The organism is Vibrio sp. OPT18, assembly GCF_015163615.1.
Lineage (GTDB): Bacteria > Pseudomonadota > Gammaproteobacteria > Enterobacterales > Vibrionaceae > Vibrio > Vibrio coralliirubri.
In genome coordinates this window covers 44,001-65,230 of record NZ_JADDYK010000013.1, presented here as the reverse complement: position 1 = coordinate 65,230, position 21,230 = coordinate 44,001, and the positions used below count along the sequence as shown (strand labels likewise).

The 21,230-nt window shown below is 42.7% G+C and carries 12 protein-coding genes; 8 read left to right on the top strand and 4 right to left on the bottom strand.

What is annotated here, in order from left to right:
* Nucleotides 1-46 precede the first annotated feature (46 nt).
* Nucleotides 47-190: a hypothetical protein gene (locus IQQ51_RS01140; protein WP_193840150.1), complete on the bottom strand. Its 144-nt coding sequence runs from the start codon at nt 188-190 to the stop codon at nt 47-49.
* Nucleotides 191-722: 532 nt separating this feature from the next.
* Between IQQ51_RS01140 and IQQ51_RS01135 the strand changes: the two genes are divergently transcribed.
* Entirely contained in the window at nt 723-2,024 is a 1,302-nt protein-coding gene (locus IQQ51_RS01135) for a carbohydrate porin (protein WP_048613284.1), read from the top strand.
* Between the two features lie 626 nt (nt 2,025-2,650).
* Here IQQ51_RS01135 and IQQ51_RS01130 read toward each other — a convergent pair.
* Nucleotides 2,651-5,428: a glycosyl hydrolase gene (locus IQQ51_RS01130; RefSeq protein WP_193840149.1), complete on the bottom strand. Its 2,778-nt coding sequence runs from the start codon at nt 5,426-5,428 to the stop codon at nt 2,651-2,653.
* Between the two features lie 297 nt (nt 5,429-5,725).
* Nucleotides 5,726-6,745 carry a LacI family DNA-binding transcriptional regulator gene (locus IQQ51_RS01125; protein WP_048613282.1) on the bottom strand — a complete coding sequence of 340 codons (1,020 nt, stop codon included), beginning with the start codon at nt 6,743-6,745 and terminating at the stop codon, nt 5,726-5,728.
* A 400-nt stretch (nt 6,746-7,145) separates the two neighbouring features.
* On the opposite strand from IQQ51_RS01125, the gene IQQ51_RS01120 reads away from it, so the two are divergent.
* The 6 genes from IQQ51_RS01120 to IQQ51_RS01095 are packed head-to-tail and all read left to right on the top strand — an operon-like array spanning nt 7,146 to nt 16,288.
* The gene (locus tag IQQ51_RS01120; protein WP_193840148.1) at nt 7,146-8,789 is read left to right on the top strand and encodes an ABC transporter substrate-binding protein; all 1,644 of its coding nucleotides are present in this window, start codon (nt 7,146-7,148) and stop codon (nt 8,787-8,789) included.
* 45 nt (nt 8,790-8,834) lie between these two features.
* Nucleotides 8,835-9,809, top strand: a complete 975-nt coding sequence (locus IQQ51_RS01115) for an ABC transporter permease (RefSeq protein WP_193840147.1) — start codon at nt 8,835-8,837, stop codon at nt 9,807-9,809.
* A 9-nt stretch (nt 9,810-9,818) separates the two neighbouring features.
* Nucleotides 9,819-10,808, top strand: coding sequence for an ABC transporter permease (locus IQQ51_RS01110; protein WP_048613276.1), 990 nt, complete (start codon nt 9,819-9,821; stop codon nt 10,806-10,808).
* Nucleotides 10,808-11,782: an ABC transporter ATP-binding protein gene (locus tag IQQ51_RS01105; protein WP_048613331.1), complete on the top strand. Its 975-nt coding sequence runs from the start codon at nt 10,808-10,810 to the stop codon at nt 11,780-11,782. Before IQQ51_RS01110 ends, IQQ51_RS01105 begins: the two co-directional genes overlap by 1 nt.
* Nucleotides 11,772-12,776 carry an ABC transporter ATP-binding protein gene (locus IQQ51_RS01100; RefSeq protein WP_048613274.1) on the top strand — a complete coding sequence of 335 codons (1,005 nt, stop codon included), beginning with the start codon at nt 11,772-11,774 and terminating at the stop codon, nt 12,774-12,776. The genes IQQ51_RS01105 and IQQ51_RS01100 overlap by 11 nt, the downstream gene beginning before the upstream one ends.
* Before the next feature lie 59 nt (nt 12,777-12,835).
* The gene (locus IQQ51_RS01095; RefSeq protein WP_193840146.1) at nt 12,836-16,288 is read left to right on the top strand and encodes a hypothetical protein; all 3,453 of its coding nucleotides are present in this window, start codon (nt 12,836-12,838) and stop codon (nt 16,286-16,288) included.
* Between the two features lie 132 nt (nt 16,289-16,420).
* Here the strand turns inward: IQQ51_RS01095 and IQQ51_RS01090 are convergent, their stop codons facing one another.
* Nucleotides 16,421-17,437, bottom strand: coding sequence for a LacI family DNA-binding transcriptional regulator (locus IQQ51_RS01090; protein WP_193840145.1), 1,017 nt, complete (start codon nt 17,435-17,437; stop codon nt 16,421-16,423).
* Between the two features lie 508 nt (nt 17,438-17,945).
* On the opposite strand from IQQ51_RS01090, the gene IQQ51_RS01085 reads away from it, so the two are divergent.
* A complete protein-coding gene (locus IQQ51_RS01085) occupies nt 17,946-21,119 on the top strand; it encodes a cellobiose phosphorylase (RefSeq protein WP_193840144.1) in 3,174 nt (1,057 codons plus the stop codon).
* Nucleotides 21,120-21,230: the final 111 nt, after the last annotated feature.

Genomic DNA, 21,230 nt, shown 5'->3' with positions numbered 1-21,230 from the left:
TATAAACAAAGTCATAGGACTAGGTATGCCCGTTAGAAGCTAACGGCTAGTCAAATATGGCATCGTTGATCTTCAAGCTGATTTGATCAACAACGCCGTACCGATAAATAAAGCCAAAGGTGTTGGCTTGCTTAAGAACATAAGATATTCCTACATAAAATGAAAAAGAAAGCCCTTTCTTTATAGCCATTCCCTAATTCTCTTTCAACTTTTAAATAAATAATGGGTATTTTCTGTTCCTAATTTGTGATGAGGCTCAATAGAGAACTTCCTATTCTATGAATATTCAATAAAATTTGAGTGTTTAAAATAATCCATCAATTAGGCTAGATAAATATTATATACCTACTGTTAGATATTGATGTTTGTGTTGTTTTTTGTTGTTATGTTGTTGTTTTTATGGAGTTTAATTGCGATTAACACATCGGGTGAATTGATCTGAAGGTAATGATAATGTTTTAGCATTAAGAATAAACTGCATTAACCATGTCACTTAGCCTATATAAAACATACATGATACAAATTTGCAGAAAATAAGGTGTGTATCATGTTTCATTTACGGTCCTAATCTTCACTTTCATTTTGAAAGCGCTTTCTTAATTATGAGTTTGATCACGGTAATATCCTGTTTTAGTCATTAATATTCAAAGCCTAACGGGTCGCTTTGAAGAATATCGACGCCAATAGAAAGCGTTTACAACGAATTATCAGTAGGGATGACAATGAAAAAATCACAGGTACATTTAGCATGTATGCTTGCGTTAACCGGAGCAACCAGCTCATTTACAGCATTTGCTGAAAATACGGAAGGCTTTGAATTTGGTGGCTACTTCAGACAAGGTGTGCTCTTTAGTGCAGAAAATGATTTCAAAGATTCAGACTTTATTGGCCAAAAAGAGACACTAGGGCGTTTGGGCCTAGAGTACGACAACCAAACCAATATTGACCTTGGGTATCGCTGGGTATATGGAGATGGACGAGAGCTAAAAATTGGTACGGGTGTGTCAGAAGGTCTAACTGCGGGCTCAGGTAGTGGTTTTGTTGAAATAAAAGGTTATACCGAGACAGGTAAAGTGTTCGCAGGTAAAAGAGACTACGGTAAAGAACGCTATATCTGGATGACAGATTTCTTCTATTCTGACATGTCGGGTACCGGTATTGGTATTGAGTCAATGAAAGTGGGCAGTGCGATTGTAAATGCGGCTTATATCGCAAGTTATCGTGATGATGATTATGACCTAGAAGATAATGCGACTAACCCAAATTCTGAGAACCTTAATAATAAAATGCACGCGATTAATATTGCTGCGAAGTATGGAGTATGGGATGTCTCAGCAACGTTCAAAACCATGCCTGATAACTGGGACCGAAATGGTAAAGAGTGGACTGAAACAGGTTATGATCTAACCGTTGGTTATAAAATATTTAACTTTTTAGGTCTGCAAGGAGATGGTAGCTCAAATACCAATATTGTGGTTCAAGCAGGTAAAGGTTTGGGTGCTGGCCAATTGCTTGGTGGTACAATTACTTCATACAATGCATATAAACCTGGGGCTCTTCGTCACGGCGAACATGAATTTGAGTGGGGCGTTGGTAACGATGCTATCTCGTTAATGACGCATTTAGAAGATGATGATACTTCATACCGAGCATTAATTTTTGGTGGACACAAGTTTGACAGCGGTATTAGTATTTTCCCGTCTATCCAAGGCCAATACAATGATTACGCCGACGGCACTTATGATTATTGGGCTTCGGCAATGGTTCGTCCTGTGATTGGCATCAATGATAAGATGTACCTTCAGGGTGAGGTCGGTTACGTTTACAATAACTGGAACGGCGACTCTTACGACCAAGCTAAGATTACCATTGCACCAACATTGATGTTCCCAACTTGGACAGGGGTTAACCCAGAAGTAAGATTGCTCGCGAGTTACGTTGTGAACTCATGGACAACAGACCCAGACGCTGGACAGTCTAAAAACGACTTTGTTGTTGGTATTCAAACAGAAGCAAGTTGGTAATCCATCATACCAATCGTAGTAAATAACGAATCATCCTAGCGGGTTAAAGCGCTCGATAACTACGTTAGAATTTTTGATTGTAGAATCATTATTTATCGAAAAATTCTTCCTTGTTCTCAATCCTTTTTCCTGCGCTATTTCTGCAAATTTGCTTACTGTGATTGATATCAGTTTCTAGAATTCAGCTCCTTCGGGGGCTGTTTTTTATCTGCATTATAAATGCTTGTCTTATTCTTACCGCTGATCTTGTCATACTCAAAATATTCCAACTATCGGTAATATTAATATCAGTAAGTCACAGGTAAGCCGTGGGCAGAAATACAAATAACGTGGGATCAAGGCTGAGAACTGAGTGACCCGTTATTTATATCGATTCGTATAAGCTCAATTCGTATAAACCATCGTTCCACATAAGCGATAGATTCAGCAATAGATCAGAGAGGGCTTTGAGAGCAAAGGTCGGGCTTGATAGCCTAGGGCAGAATTAAAGCCTTTGAGCAGAATAGAGTATTAGAGCAGAACAGAGAGCAGAAAAATAGGACGATAAAAAGCGCCCACAGAATCGGGGCGCTCTATTTATTATTCTTCAATGAATGGGGGGATCATTAAAGAATGGTTATAGGTAATTACCGTAGCGTAAATCCATTTGGCTCGGCAATAACAACAGTGCCATCGCTAAATGTCACGGTCTTGTCTGAATTCCCATAGTTATAAACTGCGTAGGTTTTCTGACGAGCATTTTCAAATACGACCGCAGATGGGTAATCGGCTTTTATATCGGATTGCATTGCACCCAACTGTTTCCAAGTGTGCAGCCAGTGATAGGTATGGGCCTTGCTTGAACCACGTTCTACTACGTAGTCTCCGTAACTTTCGTAGTCGGAAATAGCGGCGTCAGGGTTGTGCATGGCGATAATGTTCCACCAAATATCACGCCATTCATCTTCACCTAGACCAGACGGTTTGCCGTTGGTTGATTCACTCAACCCAAGGTCAATATAATCGTTCATATAATCAGAGTGTTGGCCAAGGTGAAGCGACAATGTATTTGAAGGCAAGCCTTGAATACCAAGTATATGGGTATATTTTGGGCTAAACCATGTAGAGAAAGTCGCACCATCGCCCCAAATAATAGACGTTGTTATACGGTTATAGCTTGGTGGGAAGTTATCTTTATCGGTATCGTTATTTTCAGCTGTATAAGCATCAATATTGTTCCAATATTCCCAAAATGAGTTAGTCGTGGATGCATGGGTATACATACCGCGTTCAACGAATTCATCTTTGCCCGTTGCTAAACCGTAAAGAACCATGGCGCCATACGCATTGGCCGCTTCAGATGTGGATTCATTGTTGTTTCCGCGCGTGAAGTTAACCATGCCAGACGCCCATGAGAAGCCGTTAGCAGGATCAAAGTGGCGCATATAAGGGAACATGTTGTCGCCTTTACCTGCGGCATAGTCGCGGATCAATAGCTCAATCATAGGTCCGTATTGTGCGTCACTACACCAACTCACATCTTGGCGGCAAATCTCGGCAGCAGCTCGCACGAAGTACCCATAATGAAAATGGTGATCGTTTAATTGCTGGTGGGATAAAAATGACTCTTTAATACCGAGTAATGTATTCCACTGTTGGTCGTAGACAAAATACTTTTCTGTATCGAGATCGCCAGTTGAATTTGCAGTAAACCAATCTTCTAACTCAACCTTAAGCCACTGAATAAATTGTGAATTCTGAGCTTCTAGGCCTAGCGAATCACTGATGGCTGCCAACTCTGCTACTTGTCCATAAATTTTACCTGCCCAGTATGTGTCGGTATATTCTCCCTTTTTCGTGTAACCGTCGGAATCATATTCGTTGAGCCAATTTTCCTCGCCAAGAGAGATAAAGTCATTGATATAAGCCGTTAATATTTCGGTATCTAATGCTGATGCATCGGTCGGTAAGTAGGGTAGAGCACCAATAAAAGGGATCGTGTAGTTAAATGAATCCGTTTGCGCGTACTTAATGACACCACGAGCGCTTCGCGTTTTGAATTCAGAATCAAGAGCAGTTTGGTTTTTCCATGCCATAGGGAAAAGGCCTGCAATTGTATCGACCTTTTGTCCGCTGCTATCTAAGTAAGAGTGAGTCACACTGACTTGACTGTTGTCACGATCTACGTGGTAGTCGACATCGACTGATTTCACGACGTTTCGAGCCTTAGGGGCATAGAATGCTACCTTTTTCTCGATGCTCATGTTGTCGTTAGGAAGTAGTGCGACGGTAAATTCGTTAGCTGCGTTGTTGATTCCAATATTGTCGCTGGTGGTATTCGTGAACTCAGTGTCGCCTTCACCAACGATCAATACTTCAGTTTTGTTGCCAGCTACATTCGTCCACACACCCATCGTGTTGTTGGCCGGTTGATGAGAAATGCCTTTTTCACCACCGTCGGGTCTGAAGGTATGAAGTTCAGCTTTGCCGCTGTATACCTTAAAAAAAGCGTAAGGAGATCCGTGGACAAATGTCGCCTCCATGACAGGCGTGTCTTCCGGTGTCTGCCACTCTACGGTTACAGAGCCATCACTGGCATCTTGTAGTTTAGCTTCTAATTGATCGTGTTCAGTGTTCGTGATTGTTACACCATCAAAAGTCTCGGCGAATGGATCAGGAATTTGATATTGGAATATATCGGCTCCAACGCCTCTTAGGCCAGAGGGGATACCTAATATACGCACACCAGTATTGGTAATACGGACTAACATTGGGTCAGGAGTCAGGTAGCCAGCATGATTAGGGTTGCCAATTTGCATCTCGCCCATAAAAGAAAGAGATCCCCACCAACGGTGAGCTTGCACGGGTTGAGTAGCAGCCTTACCTGTAACTTGTGGTATTACCGGTTGCGCTTCACCAATTGGACGACCGTTTGAGTCGCAGCCTGCAACTGCAGGGCTTACCACACCGGCACTATGGATCCAATGGCCGTAGTCTGTTGTACAGCCGTAGCTCAAAGGGTTAAATTTTGTCGCGACGTTACCGGTACCAAATACTAAGTAATCGCCAGTGGGTGGCGGGGTAGGGTTTCTTACTGTTACCGTTCGAATCTTTTCTGATGTGTTTCCAGCCGTATCAGTGGCGCTGTAATGAATTTTATAGACCCCAAGTTGGTTTGAATCAACATTGTTGGTGATGTTCAGGTCAAGATCGGTATCCACATTGTCTGTTACGGTTGCACCTGGGTCGGTATAGAGTTGCCCAATGTCTGTGTAATCGCTTTCTTGACCGTTTAGCGTAATAACTGGCGCAATAGTGTCAATACTTGGAGCAGGAGTGTTGGTCCCATCGCCACTGCTGCCTCCACAGGCTGTTAACGCTAAAGCGAGTGAGATAGGTACATATAGTTTGTTGTATTTATGCATATTTTTGGCCCCTAAATAGGATGATAATATAAGCTGTTTTATGGGTATAAAATGCTATGAAATCTTCATGGTTCTTAGGTTTTAAACACTTCATATCCGTTTATAACCATAAGATAGCGCTTACTTTCGGCTTGTGGCTTGTCTCCTATGGCTATTTAGCTTTTAGCTCTTGAGCAGTTCCTTGGTGACTGTTACTAATATTCATTTAAAATAATAGTTAAGCACTAAATAGCTATCGCCAAAAAGTAAAACGTTTATCTATTTTAATATTGTATTTATTAATGCGTTGTTAATAAGCTAGTGGTGTTGATTTAGGTCTTTTACTGAGTCCCTGATTTCAAGCGACGGTGTCAGTTTTTTCCCTTTTAGTATTTCTTTATTTGATAATTGGTCTATCAGCATTTGACCCGCGATTCTGCCCATATCATGGATAGAGAACCCAACCGTTGTCAGTAAAGGTCGCAGGTGTTTAGACATTAGATCGTTATCAAAGCTCACAATTGATAAGTCTTCGCCAACCTGGAGGTTGTGTTGTGAGCATGCATCATAGACCGCTAAGGCGATGTTATCATTTTGACAAAAAACTCCAGTAATATCGTTCATGGTCTGAATGAGATGGTTTGCTTTCACTAGGTTATCTTTGTGGTCGAATCGCCCTTCGACAATCAGTGATGGGTCATAATCGATGTTGGATTCGGCCAGCGCCTTCATATAGCCGAGTAATCGGTCTCTCGCTTCATGTTTGACTAAGGGGCCAGTAATACAAGCGATTCGTCGATGGCCGTTTTCAATCAAGTGCTGCGTAGCAAGGTAGCCACCAAGCTCGTTGTCAACATACAAACAGTGTTGTTCAAGGTCAGGTAAGTGGCGATTTAAAACGACAAAGTTTTTGAAGCTTGTGACATGATCGATTAACGTCGAATCACACATTTGATCGGCATGAACAATCGCACCATCCACTTGTTTCGACCGTAGAAAAGTCAGTGACTCGGTCTCTTTTTCAAGTGAATCTTGACCGCTTGTTACAATGAGATGTAAACCCAGTTTATAGATTTCATTTTCTGTGGCGTGCATTAGAGGGCCGTAAAAGGGGCCATCCAAGCTACCCACCAGCATGCCGATACTGTTGGATTTTTTAGTAGCGAGGGCTTTCGCCGTTGAGTTAGGCGTATAACCTAACTCTTCAATAGCATTGAGAACCTTGATTAAGTTTCTTTCTTTTACAGTAGATTGTTGGTTTATAACTCTAGACACAGTCGCTTGAGAAACGTTGGCATATTCAGCGACCTCTTTTATGGTAATTGTATTCTTATCCATGATATTCAATTCTACTTGTTAAATATAACCTTTAATTGCATTCGCAATGGATTCATACCATTAAAAATATCTTATCCAAGGTCGGTAAATTAATATTACCTCAAAAAACAATTTTGTAAGCGGTTTCTTTTGAGGCGGTCATCACATTTGCGATGAAATGAGCGAGAGAATTGCTTTTGTGTAAGTTTTTGAAAAATATGACTTTATTTTTTTTCTGGTTTTCTGTTTTATTTAACTCATTGATTTTAAGGTGTTAATTTCTGGTGTGATGGTGTTGGCAAAACATCATGGGGAGTTTGTGTCCGCCATATGTTTGCCTTAGGATTTTAATTGAAAATGAAACCGCTTACTTTTTGTTGGTGTGGCTTGTAAGCCACTGCATTGGATAAAGGGAATATTTATGAAGAAACATGCATCTATAGTGTCGGTTGTAATCAATGCGGCACTTAGCAGTGGTTTATATGCAGCAGATGTTGATCAGTTTGAACAGGGAGGGTCAATCTCTGTCCCTATCATCAATACCGGTTTTCTAGACAACTACAACCCATATACAACAAAAGATATCTTACATGGGACGATGTTTGAGCCGTTGATGGTGTTTAACAACATGACCGGCGAGACTCACTGGCGCTTGGCTGAGTCTGCAACGTATTCTGACGATCTTAAGTCAATCACGTTGAAAATCAGACAAGGGCTAAAATGGTCTGATGGCAGTGCATTATCAGCTGAAGATGTGGTTTATAGCTTTGAATTAGCGAAAGAAAACCCTGCATTTGACCAGAAGGGGATCTGGGCTGAGAATCGATTAATCAATATTGAAGCGACCGATGAAACAACGATAGTGTTCAATATTGCACAGCCTGACACGACGTTTTTGTGGAACCTTGCGGCTTATCACATTGTGCCTAAAAAAGTGTGGGGGCTACAAAAAGACTTAACAACGTTTACCAACCCAAACCCTATTGGCAGTGGGCCGATGACACAAGTGAGCTATCTTAAATCACAACAAATGGAACTGTGTCGTAACCCGCATTACTACCTTGAGAACCGCCCTTATTTAGATTGCATTACTTTCCGTTCATATAACGATAACTCTCAAATTCAACCGGCGCTTATCAAAGGAGAGATCGACTGGGGTTCGAACTTCATTGCTGATATCGAAAATACCTTTGTTGCCCGTGACCCTGACAACAACCACTTTTGGTATCCAGCGAACGACGCTATCCACTTATATTTAAATACCAAAGAAGCGCCTTTTAATGATGTGAAGGTTCGCCAAGCGCTATCTGTTGCTTTAGACAGAGAACTGATTGTGGATATTGCAGCGTATGGCTATCCGACTGCAAACTTTAACCCTGGTGGCATTGGTGAGCTGTATCAATCTGATATTGATCCCAAGGTGAACGAGAAATACGGCTACCTAACGCAATATTCCCCTCAACTTGCGTCTGATTTGTTAGATCAAGCAGGAATCATTGACCGAAATGGTGATGGGTTTCGTGATCTTGCAAGTGGTGAAACGTTTGAGTTTGATATCGAAGTCGTCAATGGTTGGACTGACTGGATTCAAGTTGTCCAGATGGCGACAGAGTTTTATGAAGAGATAGGCGTTAAGTCGAACGTTAAAACAGTCGACTGGGCCGTGTACGACAAAAATCTGAAAGACAGTAAATATAAAGTTTCGATTAACTGGTCTATGGCTGCAGCAAACCCAATCGTAGCGTATCAAGAGTACTTCTCTTCTGACCGAATCGGTAAAACTTGGCATGCAGGTCATGGTATCAATAGCCCTGAAATTGATGCGTTGATTGACAGTTTTGGGAAAACAAACGATAGCACCAAGCAATCCCAAATTTTGTCAGAGCTACAAGAGTTCACGGCGCAAAACCTTCCATTCATCCCTTTGTACTCGAACCCTACATGGTTCCAATACAGCGAGTCGAAGATCACGGGTTGGCCGAGTAAAGAGAACCCATATATTCAACCCGTTTTTTATGATGGCGGTAAACGCGTAATCATTCTTAATAACTTACACCTTAAATAAATTCATATAGGAGGGGGCAGCCCCTCCCACTGTAAGGATGGCGTTATGTCGTTTCTTGTTCGCCGGTTTGGCTTTTACTTTACTGCTTTTTTAATAGCAATATCTTTCAATTTTATGCTTCCTCGTTTGATGCCGGGTGATCCGGTTGATGCGCTTTTTGCTGCCGCTCAAGGCCGTATGGATCCTGCTCAGTTGGATGCGGTTCGTGAAATGTATGGCTTTGTTGATGGCAATATCTTCGAGCAATATTTTGCTTACATGAAAAGCGTATTTACATTGGATTTGGGGCCGTCGGTGTTGATGTTTCCTGTGAGTGTTTCTGATGTGTTGGCAATGGCACTCCCTTGGACCATGTTTTTAGCGTTAGGGTCGTTGATTGTTGCGCTGATTATTGGTGTCAGCATTGGCACCTATGCCTCTTATCGTCGTGAAGGTCTGTTTGGGCAACTCGTGCCACCGATTTTGGCATTCATTAGTAACTTTCCTTATATCGTTACTGCTCTGCTGCTGTTCTATTTCTTTGGTTTGAAGCTAGAACTGCTTCCATTAGCGTATACCTACGATCCTTCCCTAGAGCCCGGTATGACGTGGGAGTTCATCTCGAGTGTGGCAAAGCATGCGGTGTTGCCGGTTGGGTCAATGGTTATCGTTGGCATATCGACTTGGGTGTTCAATATGCGTAATGCGATGATCAATGTATTAGGTGAAGACTACGTGACGATGGCTGAAGCCAAAGGGCTAAGCAGTTATCGCGTGATGTCTCGATATGCGGGTCGAAATGCCATTCTTCCAGTCGCTACGGCTATCGCGATGGCGATTGGTTTCTCATTTGCGGGCTCAATCATGACGGAAGTTGTTTTTAACTATCAAGGCTTAGGCAACATTTTATTAAAAGGTATCGTCGCTCGAGATTATCCACTCATTCAAGCAATTTTGCTTATCTTGGTTACTGCCGTACTCACTGCCAATTTCATCGCTGATCTGCTTTACGTTTGGCTCGACCCTCGTATCTCTAATTAAGGCCATCACATGGATAATCTAATCACCAATAAAACCGTTGCGTCTGGCCAAAATTTGCCAGCGCGTGAACCGAAATACTCTTGGAAAAATGTTAAGCAAATCTGCGGAAAAGTGTACGCCTTTTTCTACGGCAACCCGCCTGCAATTATCGGAACGTTTTTGCTGACAATCATATTGGTGGGTGCATTAATGGCGCCTGTTTTGGCAACTCATAACCCAGAGAAGCGCGTCGCAAGGCCTCATGTTGCACCGAGTAGTGAACACATATTTGGCTCCACACGCAGTGGACGAGACGTATACAGCCAAGTGTTGCATGGCGCGAGAAAATCGCTCACGGTGGCGATTTCGGCAGGCGTTATTGCTATGACGATCGCTGTGTTAGTTGGCGTTTCATCGGGCTACTTCGGTGGCAAGATAGATGATCGACTGAATTTCTTAACTAACGTTTTCTTAGTGTTCCCACAGCTTCCTCTTTTGATTGTGTTAGCGGCATTTTTGGGGCAAGTGGGATCGCTTGTGATTACCGTGTTGTTGGGCATTACTTCGTGGCCATGGGGGGCTAGGGTCATTCGCGCTCAAACAATGGCAATACGCAGTAAAGAGTTCATAATTTCTGCAGAGGTAATGGGCGAGTCCAAAGTTCGTATTATTCTCGTCGAGATCCTACCGAATTTAGTTTCAATCGTTTTTGGTGGCTTCCTTGGAACCGTGATTTATGCCATGGGCTCAGAAGCGGGCTTAGGCATTTTGGGCTTGGGCGATGCGACAGAAGTGAGCTGGGGTTCGATGCTGTATTGGGCGCAAACTTCTTCATCTTTATATACAGGCGCCTGGTGGGAAATGCTGATTCCTGCACTGGCTCTTGCCATTACGGGTGGTGCACTGGCTTTGATCAACATGTCGATTGACCAAGTGAGTAATCCGAAACTCAGAACGGGCCCACATATCAAACTTTGGCACAAACTTAAAAAAGACGCGGATAAGCGCAGAGGTTTATGATGAGTAACTTACTAAAAATTAATGATCTTTGTGTCGATTATGTCTCGCCTAACGGTATCGCGCGTGCCGTGAACAATGTCAGTCTTTCTATCGCGCCGGGAGAAACGCTCGGTATTGCGGGCGAGTCGGGTTGCGGGAAAAGCACATTAGCGTTTGCCATTTCACGCTTGCACAAAGCACCTGCTCTCATCTCGGAAGGGGAAATCCTTTATAAAGGTCAAGACGTCCTCAAGATGAACAACAAGCAGCTACGCCAATTTCGCTGGAATGATGTGTCAGTGGTTTTCCAGAGCGCAATGAACTCTTTAAACCCGGTGATTTCTATTGGCGAACAGTTAACGGACGTGATTCTGGCGCATAAACCGGTGACGTACGCGCAAGCGCATCAGCGTGGGGTAGAGTTACTCAATACTGTTGGTATTCATGGGGACAGAATGTCGAGCTTCCCTCACCAATTGAGTGGTGGAATGCGCCAGCGTGTGGTTATTGCGATCGCGTTAGCCCTTGAGCCAAAACTGATCATTATGGATGAGCCAACAACGGCACTCGATGTTGTCGTTGAGCGTGAAATTCTTAATGAGTTGTATGACCTAAAGAGCAAATTTGGCTTTTCGATACTGTTTATCAGCCACGATTTAAGTTTGATGGGCGAAATTGCAGACCGAATTGGTGTGATGTATGCGGGTAACTTGATTGAACTGGGCGATGCAAAAACAGTATTTAGCCAACCTAAACACCCATATACCAAAGGTTTGATCTCTTCATTTCCAACGATTCATGGCCCGAAAGAGCGCCTACATGGTATTCCGGGTAACCCCGTTAACCTTCTCGATATTCCCCAAGGGTGCAACTTTCAAGAGCGCTGTACCGAATGTGTCGCAGCGTGTTTTGAAACCGAGCCTCACCTGTTGTCGGTCGAGAACGCCTATCATGTCGCTTGTCATTTAGTGGAAGGAAACCAACATGGATACTGAACAAACAATCGTAAACAGCCGTAAAGATGTGATCTTGTCGGTTAGGAATCTCATGAAAGATTTTCCGCTTGGCCAATCAAGTAAGAACAATATGATGCGCGCCGTTAATGACGTTTCTTTTGAGCTACGCAAAGGCGAGGCGCTTGCCATTGTGGGTGAGTCGGGTTCAGGAAAAAGTACTGGAGCAAGAGTACTTACGCGAATCTACGACAAAACAGCAGGAGACATCGAGTTTAAAGGTGAGCCTTTAGCCAACTATATTAAAAAACATGGTGAGCTAGAGTATGCACGCCAAGTTCAGATGATTTTCCAAGACCCATTTGGATCTTTAAACCCGGTACACACCATTTATCATCATATTGCTCGTCCACTTTTGATTCATAAACGCGCAGAGAAAGACGCCATTCCTCAATTGGTGTATGAACTGCTGGATATGGTGGGTTTATCGCCGGTGAAAGAGACGGCGGAGAAATACCCTCATGAACTCAGTGGTGGGCAACGCCAACGTGTCGCTATTGCAAGAGCGATCGCAGTAAGCCCGGAAGTCATTTTGGCTGATGAGCCTATCTCGATGCTCGATGTTTCTGTTCGTTTAGGCATCTTAAACCTAATGGCCGACCTGAAAGACAAACATGGTATCTCTTTCATGTACATCACTCACGACATCGCGACCGCTCGCTATTTTGCCGAGAAAACTGCGGTGATGTATGTCGGACATATGGTTGAGTGGGGTGATAGTGACAATGTAACTCAAAACCCACACCACCCGTATTCACAACTTTTGTTGTCGGCTGTTCCTGAAGTAGGCAATGCCGGTAAACGTGAACTTGGCGCTAAAAAAGGGGACATCCCACTTTGGAAGCCGACCAGCAAAGGGTGTCCGTTTGTGACTCGTTGTTATCATGCAAGTGACAAGTGCGCTCAATCGATGCCATCAGTGACTCAAGTATCAAGTAATCATTTTGTGCGTTGCCATCACATCCCGAACAAGTAACACAAAGACAGTTAATTTTTAGCGCCTAAAGTAAGCGCTTTCATGGTTGGTTTATTATTATGACATACATTAGAAATTCAGAAGCTCAAGACGTTCGCGGACAGTTCGTCGATTTAGACGGAGAGCGTTACTACAAAATCAGCAATGTGGACGCCATGGCGCCCTTTTTTATCAGCGTAGTCTCTGCAAGTAATCATTGGTTATTTATCTCTTCTTCTGGCTGCCTTTCTGCAGGGCGTATTCGACCTGAAAATGCACTTTTCCCTTATCGTTCGGTAGATTACATTCATGAAAATGCAGAAAATACCGGTTCAAAAGCGATAGTAAAAGTGGCTCAAGGTACCAATGCTTCAGCCTGTTGGGAACCATTCAACCTACACCATGACGGCAAGTTTGATGTTGAGCGCAATATTTACAAGAACGTTACGGGTGACAAAATTGTCTTCCAAGAGGTGAACTATACACTGGGTTTGAGCTATCAATACAGTTGGCAAACCTCTGACCGTTTTGGTTTCGTTCGAGAAACAGAAGTGGCGAATTTAGACTCTCAACCGAAGCACATTGAGATCATTGATGGGATCCAGAATGTTTTGCCTCCAGAAGTGCCTAAAACGGTGATGCAAACAAGTAGCGCGCTGGTGGATGCTTATAAATGGAATGAGCGTGTCGATACTCTGCCTTTAGCCCTTTACAGCTTGTATGCCAAATTGAGTGACCGAGCCGATCCGGCGGAATCTTTACGTGCAACGTCTGTGTTCTCACTGGTTGAGAATGAGCATCAGGTGCTACTGAGTTCTAAAGAGTTAACGAAGTTTAGAAAAAACAGTCAACTTAGTGCGCAACCATTGGTTCGAGGCGAGCGCGGTGCTTATTTAATACATCAAAAATTTGAGCTAAAGCCGAACCAAAAACAAAATTGGTTGATTGTGGCCGACATTGATCAGACTCACAAAGAGGTAGAAGTGACCAAAGCACTACTGCTAGAAAGTGGTGTACTGGTTAAGCAAATTAAAACCGACATCAAAGCGAATCAATACGACCTAATTGGCTTGATGTCTGGTGGTGACGCGTGGCAATTAACGTCTTCAGAAGAAACCGATGTTCATCACTATGCGAATGTTCTGTTCAATAGTATGCGTGGTGGAGTGTTTGTTGATGGCTACGAGCTAGATAGCAGTGATGTTAGATACACATTTGCTCGTATTAACCAAAAAGTCGCACAAAAACATCGTGATCTCCTGCACTCGCTACCCTCAAAACTGAGCCATCCTGAGCTTATTTCATTGGTTAAAGAGACACAAGACGAGCAGTTAATCCGCCTTGCATATGAATACTTGCCACTGACATTTGGCCGCCGACACGGCGATCCAAGCCGTCCATGGAACCATTATGAGATTAATGTTCGTGATGATGAAGGAAATCGACTGTTAGGTTACCAAGGAAACTGGCGTGATATTTTCCAAAACTGGGAAGCGTTGGCTCTGAGTTACCCGAAATTCATCGGCTCATTTATGACCAAGTTTGTGAACGCCTCGACGGTTGATGGCTATAACCCGTATCGCATCACAAAAGAAGGGATTGATTGGGAGATGTTAGAGCCTGAGAACCCGTGGAGTAATATCGGCTATTGGGGTGATCATCAAATTATCTACTTGCTCAAATTACTGGAACTCGCTGACAAGTATCAAAGCTCCGAATTAGTCGCGTGGTTGAATGAAGAGCACTTCAGTTACGCGAACGTACCGTATGAAATTGTCGGTGCAGAGCAGATATTTAAGAACCCTAAAGATACGGTGACTTTTAATACAGAAAAACAGCAAGTAATTGATGAACGTTGTGAAAAATTAGGCAGTGATGGCCGTCTTGTTATGGGCGCGAGTGATAATGTCTATTTGGTTTCACTGATGGAAAAACTGCTGGTTCCTTTACTGGCGAAACTAAGTAACTTTGTACTTGATGGTGGTATTTGGCTTAATACACAAAGACCCGAATGGAACGACGCAAATAATGCCATTGTTGGTAGTGGGTTGTCGATGGTGACGTTGTACTACATGCGTCGATACACTTCGTTCATGACTCAATTGTTAGAACGCGCTCCAAAGAGCTTTGCGATATCAAAAGAAGTCAGTGAATGGCTAAATCACAGTTTTTGTATTTTGGAAGCGGCCACGAATGTGTTGAAACATGACGCGGCGACGCCAGAGTTCCGTAAATCGTTGTTAGTCGATTTAGCGAACGAAGGCGAAAAATATCGAAATAAAGTGTATCAACACGGCTTCTCATCGAAAACATCGGTAGACAGCGGTCATATCAAAGGCTTCATGAATATCGCGCAGTCGCTGATTGACCGAACGATTGAAAACAACAAGCGTGAAGATGGGCTTTACAATGCGTATAACATCTTAGACTTGAACGATGACGGTGCTCAAATTAAAGAGCTATACCCAATGCTAGAGGGTCAAGTCGCGGTATTGAGTGCTGGTGTTTTAGACGGCAAACAGAGCGCCGAATTGCTTGATAACTTGTTTAGCAGTGAAATGTACCGAGCTGATCAACAGACATTTATGCTCTATCCAGATCGAGCCTTGAAAGGGTTTATGGACAAGAACAGCATTGATCAACATGCCATAGAATCAAGCACGCTGTTAGAACATATGCTTTTGAGAAATGACACTCGAATCATCACAAAAGATATTAATCAGAAGTATCATTTTAATGCCGATTTTGAAAATGCAGGCGTGCTTTCAGAACGCTTAAATGAAGTGAAACCAGATTACCCAAGCTTTGTCGATAGCAACTGGAAGGCCGTACTGGCGCTTTATGAAGACGTTTTTGAACATAGCGCGTTCACTGGCCGTTCCGGCACAATGTTTGGTTATGAAGGGCTAGGTTGTATCTACTGGCATATGGTGTCAAAACTGTTGCTTGCTGTGCAAGAAAATTATCAAGCTTCGTATCGTGAAACAGGTATGAGCCCATCGACGCTCAAGCTTGATAAATACTATTACCGTATTCGAAAAGGCATTGGGTTTAATAAGACCCCTCAAAATTACGGTGCTTTCCCGACCGACCCTTATTCTCATACACCGAAGCAGGCAGGCGCACAGCAACCGGGTATGACAGGGCAAGTGAAAGAAGAGATCATCACTCGTTTTGGGGAGTTGGGTATTGAGGTTGAGCAGTCTCAGTTGCGAATCCATCCGACATTATTAAAAGCGTCGGACTTTACCACCCGTCTCAAGGCATTCAATTACATTGATGTCGATGGGGTTTGCCAGTCGTTGGCGCTAGAAGGTGGCGGCTTGGCTTTCACTTATTGTCAGGTACCTTTTGTTTACAAGGTCGACAAAAGATCAGTGGACACTGGTATTCATGTAAAACTGATGGATGGACAATGTTTGGAGTGTGAAGGTGACCAGCTTTCTCTTGAATTGACGCAGTGGCTTTTTGAGCGCTCGGCAATGATACATTCAATCTATGTGACGTTACCTAACAGCGCAGTTGAGCGTTAATCTCACTATTAGATAAGAAGAAACACAAATAAAGCCATATCTACTATGGCTTTATTTGATCTTATCGAGGTGTAGAAACTTAAAACATGAAGGCCTATGGCTTGAAGCTTGAAAGGCTTAAAAGCGACGAAGTTACTCGTCATTCATGTTTTTTACGGAGTCTCGAATAACGATGGTTGGGATGAGTTTACGGCTTGTCATTTTTCCAACGTTATTGATCTGGTCGATAATCATCTCGCCCGCTATCTTTCCCATTTCGTGCAGTGGAAAACCAACAGTCGTTAATTGCGGACGCATGTGCTTAGAAAGTAAGTCGTTGTCAAAGCCGACAACTGATATATCTTCCCCAATCAGCAGTTTACGTTGTACGCAAACGTCATAGACAGCCAGTGCTATATTGTCATTTTGGCAGAATATTGCAGTGATGTTGTTGTCTCGATCAAGCAATTTAGAGGCCGTATCAAAGTTTCCTTCATGGTCAAATCGAGCTTCAATGGTGAGGTTAGGGTCATAAGAGACACCGTGTTCAGCTAGCGCACGAATATAACCAAGTAAGCGGTCACGGGCGTCTTGTTTAGACATAGGGCCGGTGATACACGCGACATTTCTATGCCCATTATCCAACAAATGCTTGGTGGCGATATACCCACCGAGTTCATTATCAAGGTAAAGACACTGATCTTTCAGCTCGGTTATTTTTCGGTTGAGCACAACGAGTGCTTTAAAGTCACGGGTTAAGCTTTGCAACATATCATCCGAGACTTTGTCAGCATGAACAATGGCACCGTCGACTTGTTTAGAGCGTAAAAAATTAAGAGCATCGTGCTCCTTTTTTTCATCGTCTTGCCCACTGGTCACTATAAAATGAAGCCCATTACGATAAAGCGTGTCTTCCGCTGAATGCATTAAAGGGCCATAAAAAGGACCGTCTAAGCTTCCTACTAACATACCGATACTGTTGGAACGGTTACTGGCTAACGCTTTAGCGGCTGAATTGGGAGTATAACCAAGGTCGGCGATGGCCTTTTTTACTTTTTCTAAGTTCTTCTCTTTTACCGAGCCCTGACCATTTATCACGCGAGAAACAGTGGCTTGCGAAACATTGGCGTATTCAGCGACTTCTTTAATTGTTATGACTTGTTTTTGCATAATAGGTCGAAAATGTCCGTGTTTAATAGATGATGGGTTTCAACTGGAAAAGGTAAGAGTTTGATGTCAGCACCATACAAATGAATGCAAGTGTTTGATTCAACATTATCTTTTAAGCTTTAGCCCAATTTTATACGCCTTAACTGCTGAGGTACAGAAGAAAGCGGTTCAAACTTTACCTAGGTAGCAAAAAGCAACAATATCTTTCATGTTTGCTTGGTGTAAAACACATCACAGAGTCGAGCTTTAAATGCTTAAAGTGAGTAATGACCTCGTTTATTGAGGGAGCAGTTCACGTTTTTTGAGTGCATTTTAACTTTTCGTAGACTTATCCAATTGAGTGAAGGTATCTTACAAGCATAAAAGAAAGCGCTTTCTTTTTCTTTTTCGGTGACTCATTCGATGGGCGTTGCATTAGAGAGGTCTGGATCAGTCAGACACGTACAGAAAGGTTTTTAAAGCATTTTTCTCATGTCGGGATACAAGAGTTGAGGTAGGTAGAGTGACCATGAATAAAGAGTATTATTTGGCAAATGAAGAGTTTGTAATTAACGATTATGACTTAAAGAAGACATTTTCTTCATTTTTGCCGGGGTTAGCTGGGAAGAAGGGAATTCCGCTTTGGGCGTTTTACGTTAATCGAGGTCAGGGGTTATGTTCTTTTGGTGTAGAGAATAAGGATAATCCTATTCTTGAATTTTCACCGGCAGTGACCGCTTACCAAAATGTTGATCGAATAGGGTTTCGTACCTTTGTGAAGTTAAACAATGATGTGTATGAGTTTTTTGGTACTCAGCGTTCTGAAAATACCCAGCGTAAAATGTACATCAAGCGTGATAAATTTAAGATTACTGAAGAAAATCAAGATCTCGGTATATTAGTAACGGTGACATATTTCGGACTTCCAAACGATAGCCTTGCTGCCGTTATGAGAAAAGTAGAGATCAGAGATTTGTCGGGCATGACGCGACATATCGAACTGATTGATGGACTGTCGCAAATTCTTCCATACGGTACGCCAAATACGCTATTCAAAGAGATGTCGAACTTGCTGAGAAGTTGGATGGATGTCTACAACTTAGAAAATGACGTGCCATTTTTTAAGATGCGCTCAACCACGTCAGACAGTGCAGAAGTTGGCATATTAGATAAGGGTAACTTCTATCTGTCTTTTGCTAATGAACAGCTTATTCGCCCAATCGTTGATGGTGAAATTATATTTGGTCACGACACTTCTATGTCGACACCGGTCTCTTTTCAAGAACACTCCATTGATGAGCTAAAACAGAAAGTGCAAATTACCGCGAATAAAATTCCAGTCGGTTTTTCTCCGGTGGCATTTGACCTTAAGGGTGATGATACTTTTGTTCTGAGAACCATTATTGGCCACGCCAACGATCTCGAACAGTTGAACGGTAAAGTCAATGAGATGGTTTCAAGCCATTACTTTGACACAAAAGAGCAAGAGTCTGAAGCCGTGATCAACGAGTTGGTTCAAGAAGTTGAATGTCAGACATCGAATCCAATCTTTGATCAGTATATCAAGCAAAACTATCTCGATAACATTTTGCGTGGTGGCTACCCGTTAATATTCGAAGGAAATAAGACAAATCATGTTTATCATGTTTTTTCTCGTAAACACGGTGATCTTGAGCGTGACTATAACTTCTTCAATGTGGCTCCCGAGTATTTCTCGCAGGGTAATGGTAACTTCCGAGACGTATGTCAAAACCGCCGAGTCGATTCACTCTTTAACCCAAAAGTGGGTGACTATAACGTCAAACTGTTTGCTTCACTGATTCAGTTAGATGGTTATAATCCGTTGGGCGTTAACGGTTCGACATTCCAGTTTAATCGTGATGTGGATATCAAATCTTTAATCGCAGAGAACTTTGATAATAAGCATGACGTTATGGAAGGTGTTTTAGGTAAAAAATTCACGCCTGGTAGTGTCATCAATACCATGTCAAATGAAGGTATTACGTCTTCAAAAGATGAAATGACGCTGCTGTCTGATCTTTTAAAGCATGCTGAACAAAACATTGAAGCAAGTTTTGGAGAGGGATTTTGGGTTGACCACTGGACTTACATTCTTGATTTAGTTGAGTCTCACTTGGCTGTTTACCCAGATACCAAAAAAGCATTCTTGTTCGATAACTTCGACTATAAATACTATTCATCACCTGTCACCGTTTTACCAAGAGACGAAAAAACGGTACTGACAGCAGAAGGTAAAGTAAGGCGTTACGGCTCTATTTTGCACAACGATGAAGAGAAAGTAGAACAACTGGCTATGGATGTGAACGGCTCTAACTGGGCGGTTGATGTACAAGGTGAGCAGATAAAAACCAACCTGTTTACGAAACTGTTTACGTTAGCGTTTAACAAGTTTTGTACGCTTGACCCTGAAGGCATTGGCATTGAGATGGAGTCAGACAAGCCTGGCTGGAACGATGCGATGAACGGCCTACCTGGGGTGTTTGGCTCTGGCGTATCGGAAACGGTTGAACTTCTCAGGCTCTTAAAGTTCCTAGCAAGTGCGTTTGATTATTCAGGCTCAATGCAGCTGCCTACTGAGTTTACTGAGTATGTATTCCGTGTTGATTCGCTTCTTAAATCGAGCCTGACAGGGTTTGAATATTGGGACGAGATTTCTTCAATCCGAGAAGAGTACCGTCAAGCTGTGAGATTCACCGTTACCGCTAATTCAGACCAGCTGAATGTATCAGATGTGATGGCATTACTTGGAAAAATGACGGCTAAAGTCGAAGCGGGCATCGAGAAAGCGAAAGCATTGTCGAACGGGGTACTTCCTACGTTTCTTTACTATGAAGTCACACAATACGAAGAGATTCTTAAAGACGGCATGCCAAAAATCGGTAATTATAAGCTGCCGTTGGTTCGAGCAAAAGCCTTCAAACTTCATGTTTTACCGGCTTTCTTAGAAGCGCCCGCTCGCCTGTTGAAAGCGAATACATACACCCAAGGCAATGTGTCAGATTACAACAAAATTAAAGCGACAGGCATCTACGATACAGAGCTAGGCCAATTTAAAACCAGTGAGTGTTTGGATGAAATGAGTTTAGAGATCGGTCGAGCGCGCGCATTTACCAAAGGTTGGCTTGAGCGTGAATCTAATTTCTTACATATGAACTACAAGTATTTGCTTGGCTTATTAAAAGCAGGAATGTACGAACAGTATTTTAATGAAATAAACACCAACCTGATTTGTTTCATGGACCCTGAGGTGTATGGCCGAAGTATCTTAGAAAACTCATCATTTATTGCACCAACATGCAATCCAGACCCTAAAACGCACGGTCAAGGTTTTGTTGCTCGTTTGTCTGGGTCAACCGTCGAAATGCTTCATATGTGGACCATGATGATGTTTGGCGACAAACCGTTTGTGATGAATGGCGACACGTTAACACTTAACTTGAAGCCAGCACTGTCGGCGGCATTCTTTGATGAAAACAATCAAGTGTCATTTACGTTTATGGGTGCGACGAAAGTGACTTACGTCAATCATTCACGACTGAATACATACGATGAGTTTAGTGTTTCTGAATACGTTATGAAGTATTCGAATGGCAGCACAATCGCATTAACTGAAATCAATGGGGAACATGCCAAAGACCTAAGAAACGGCGAGATATCAGAACTTATTGTGACGATGAAATAACGAATAAATATAAGACACATAGTTAGTGTTTAGCGTACCGACAGACATTCAGAGTAGGCGGTACGCAATTAAATAAACAGTAATTCGTGTTATGAATTTAAATAATAAGTT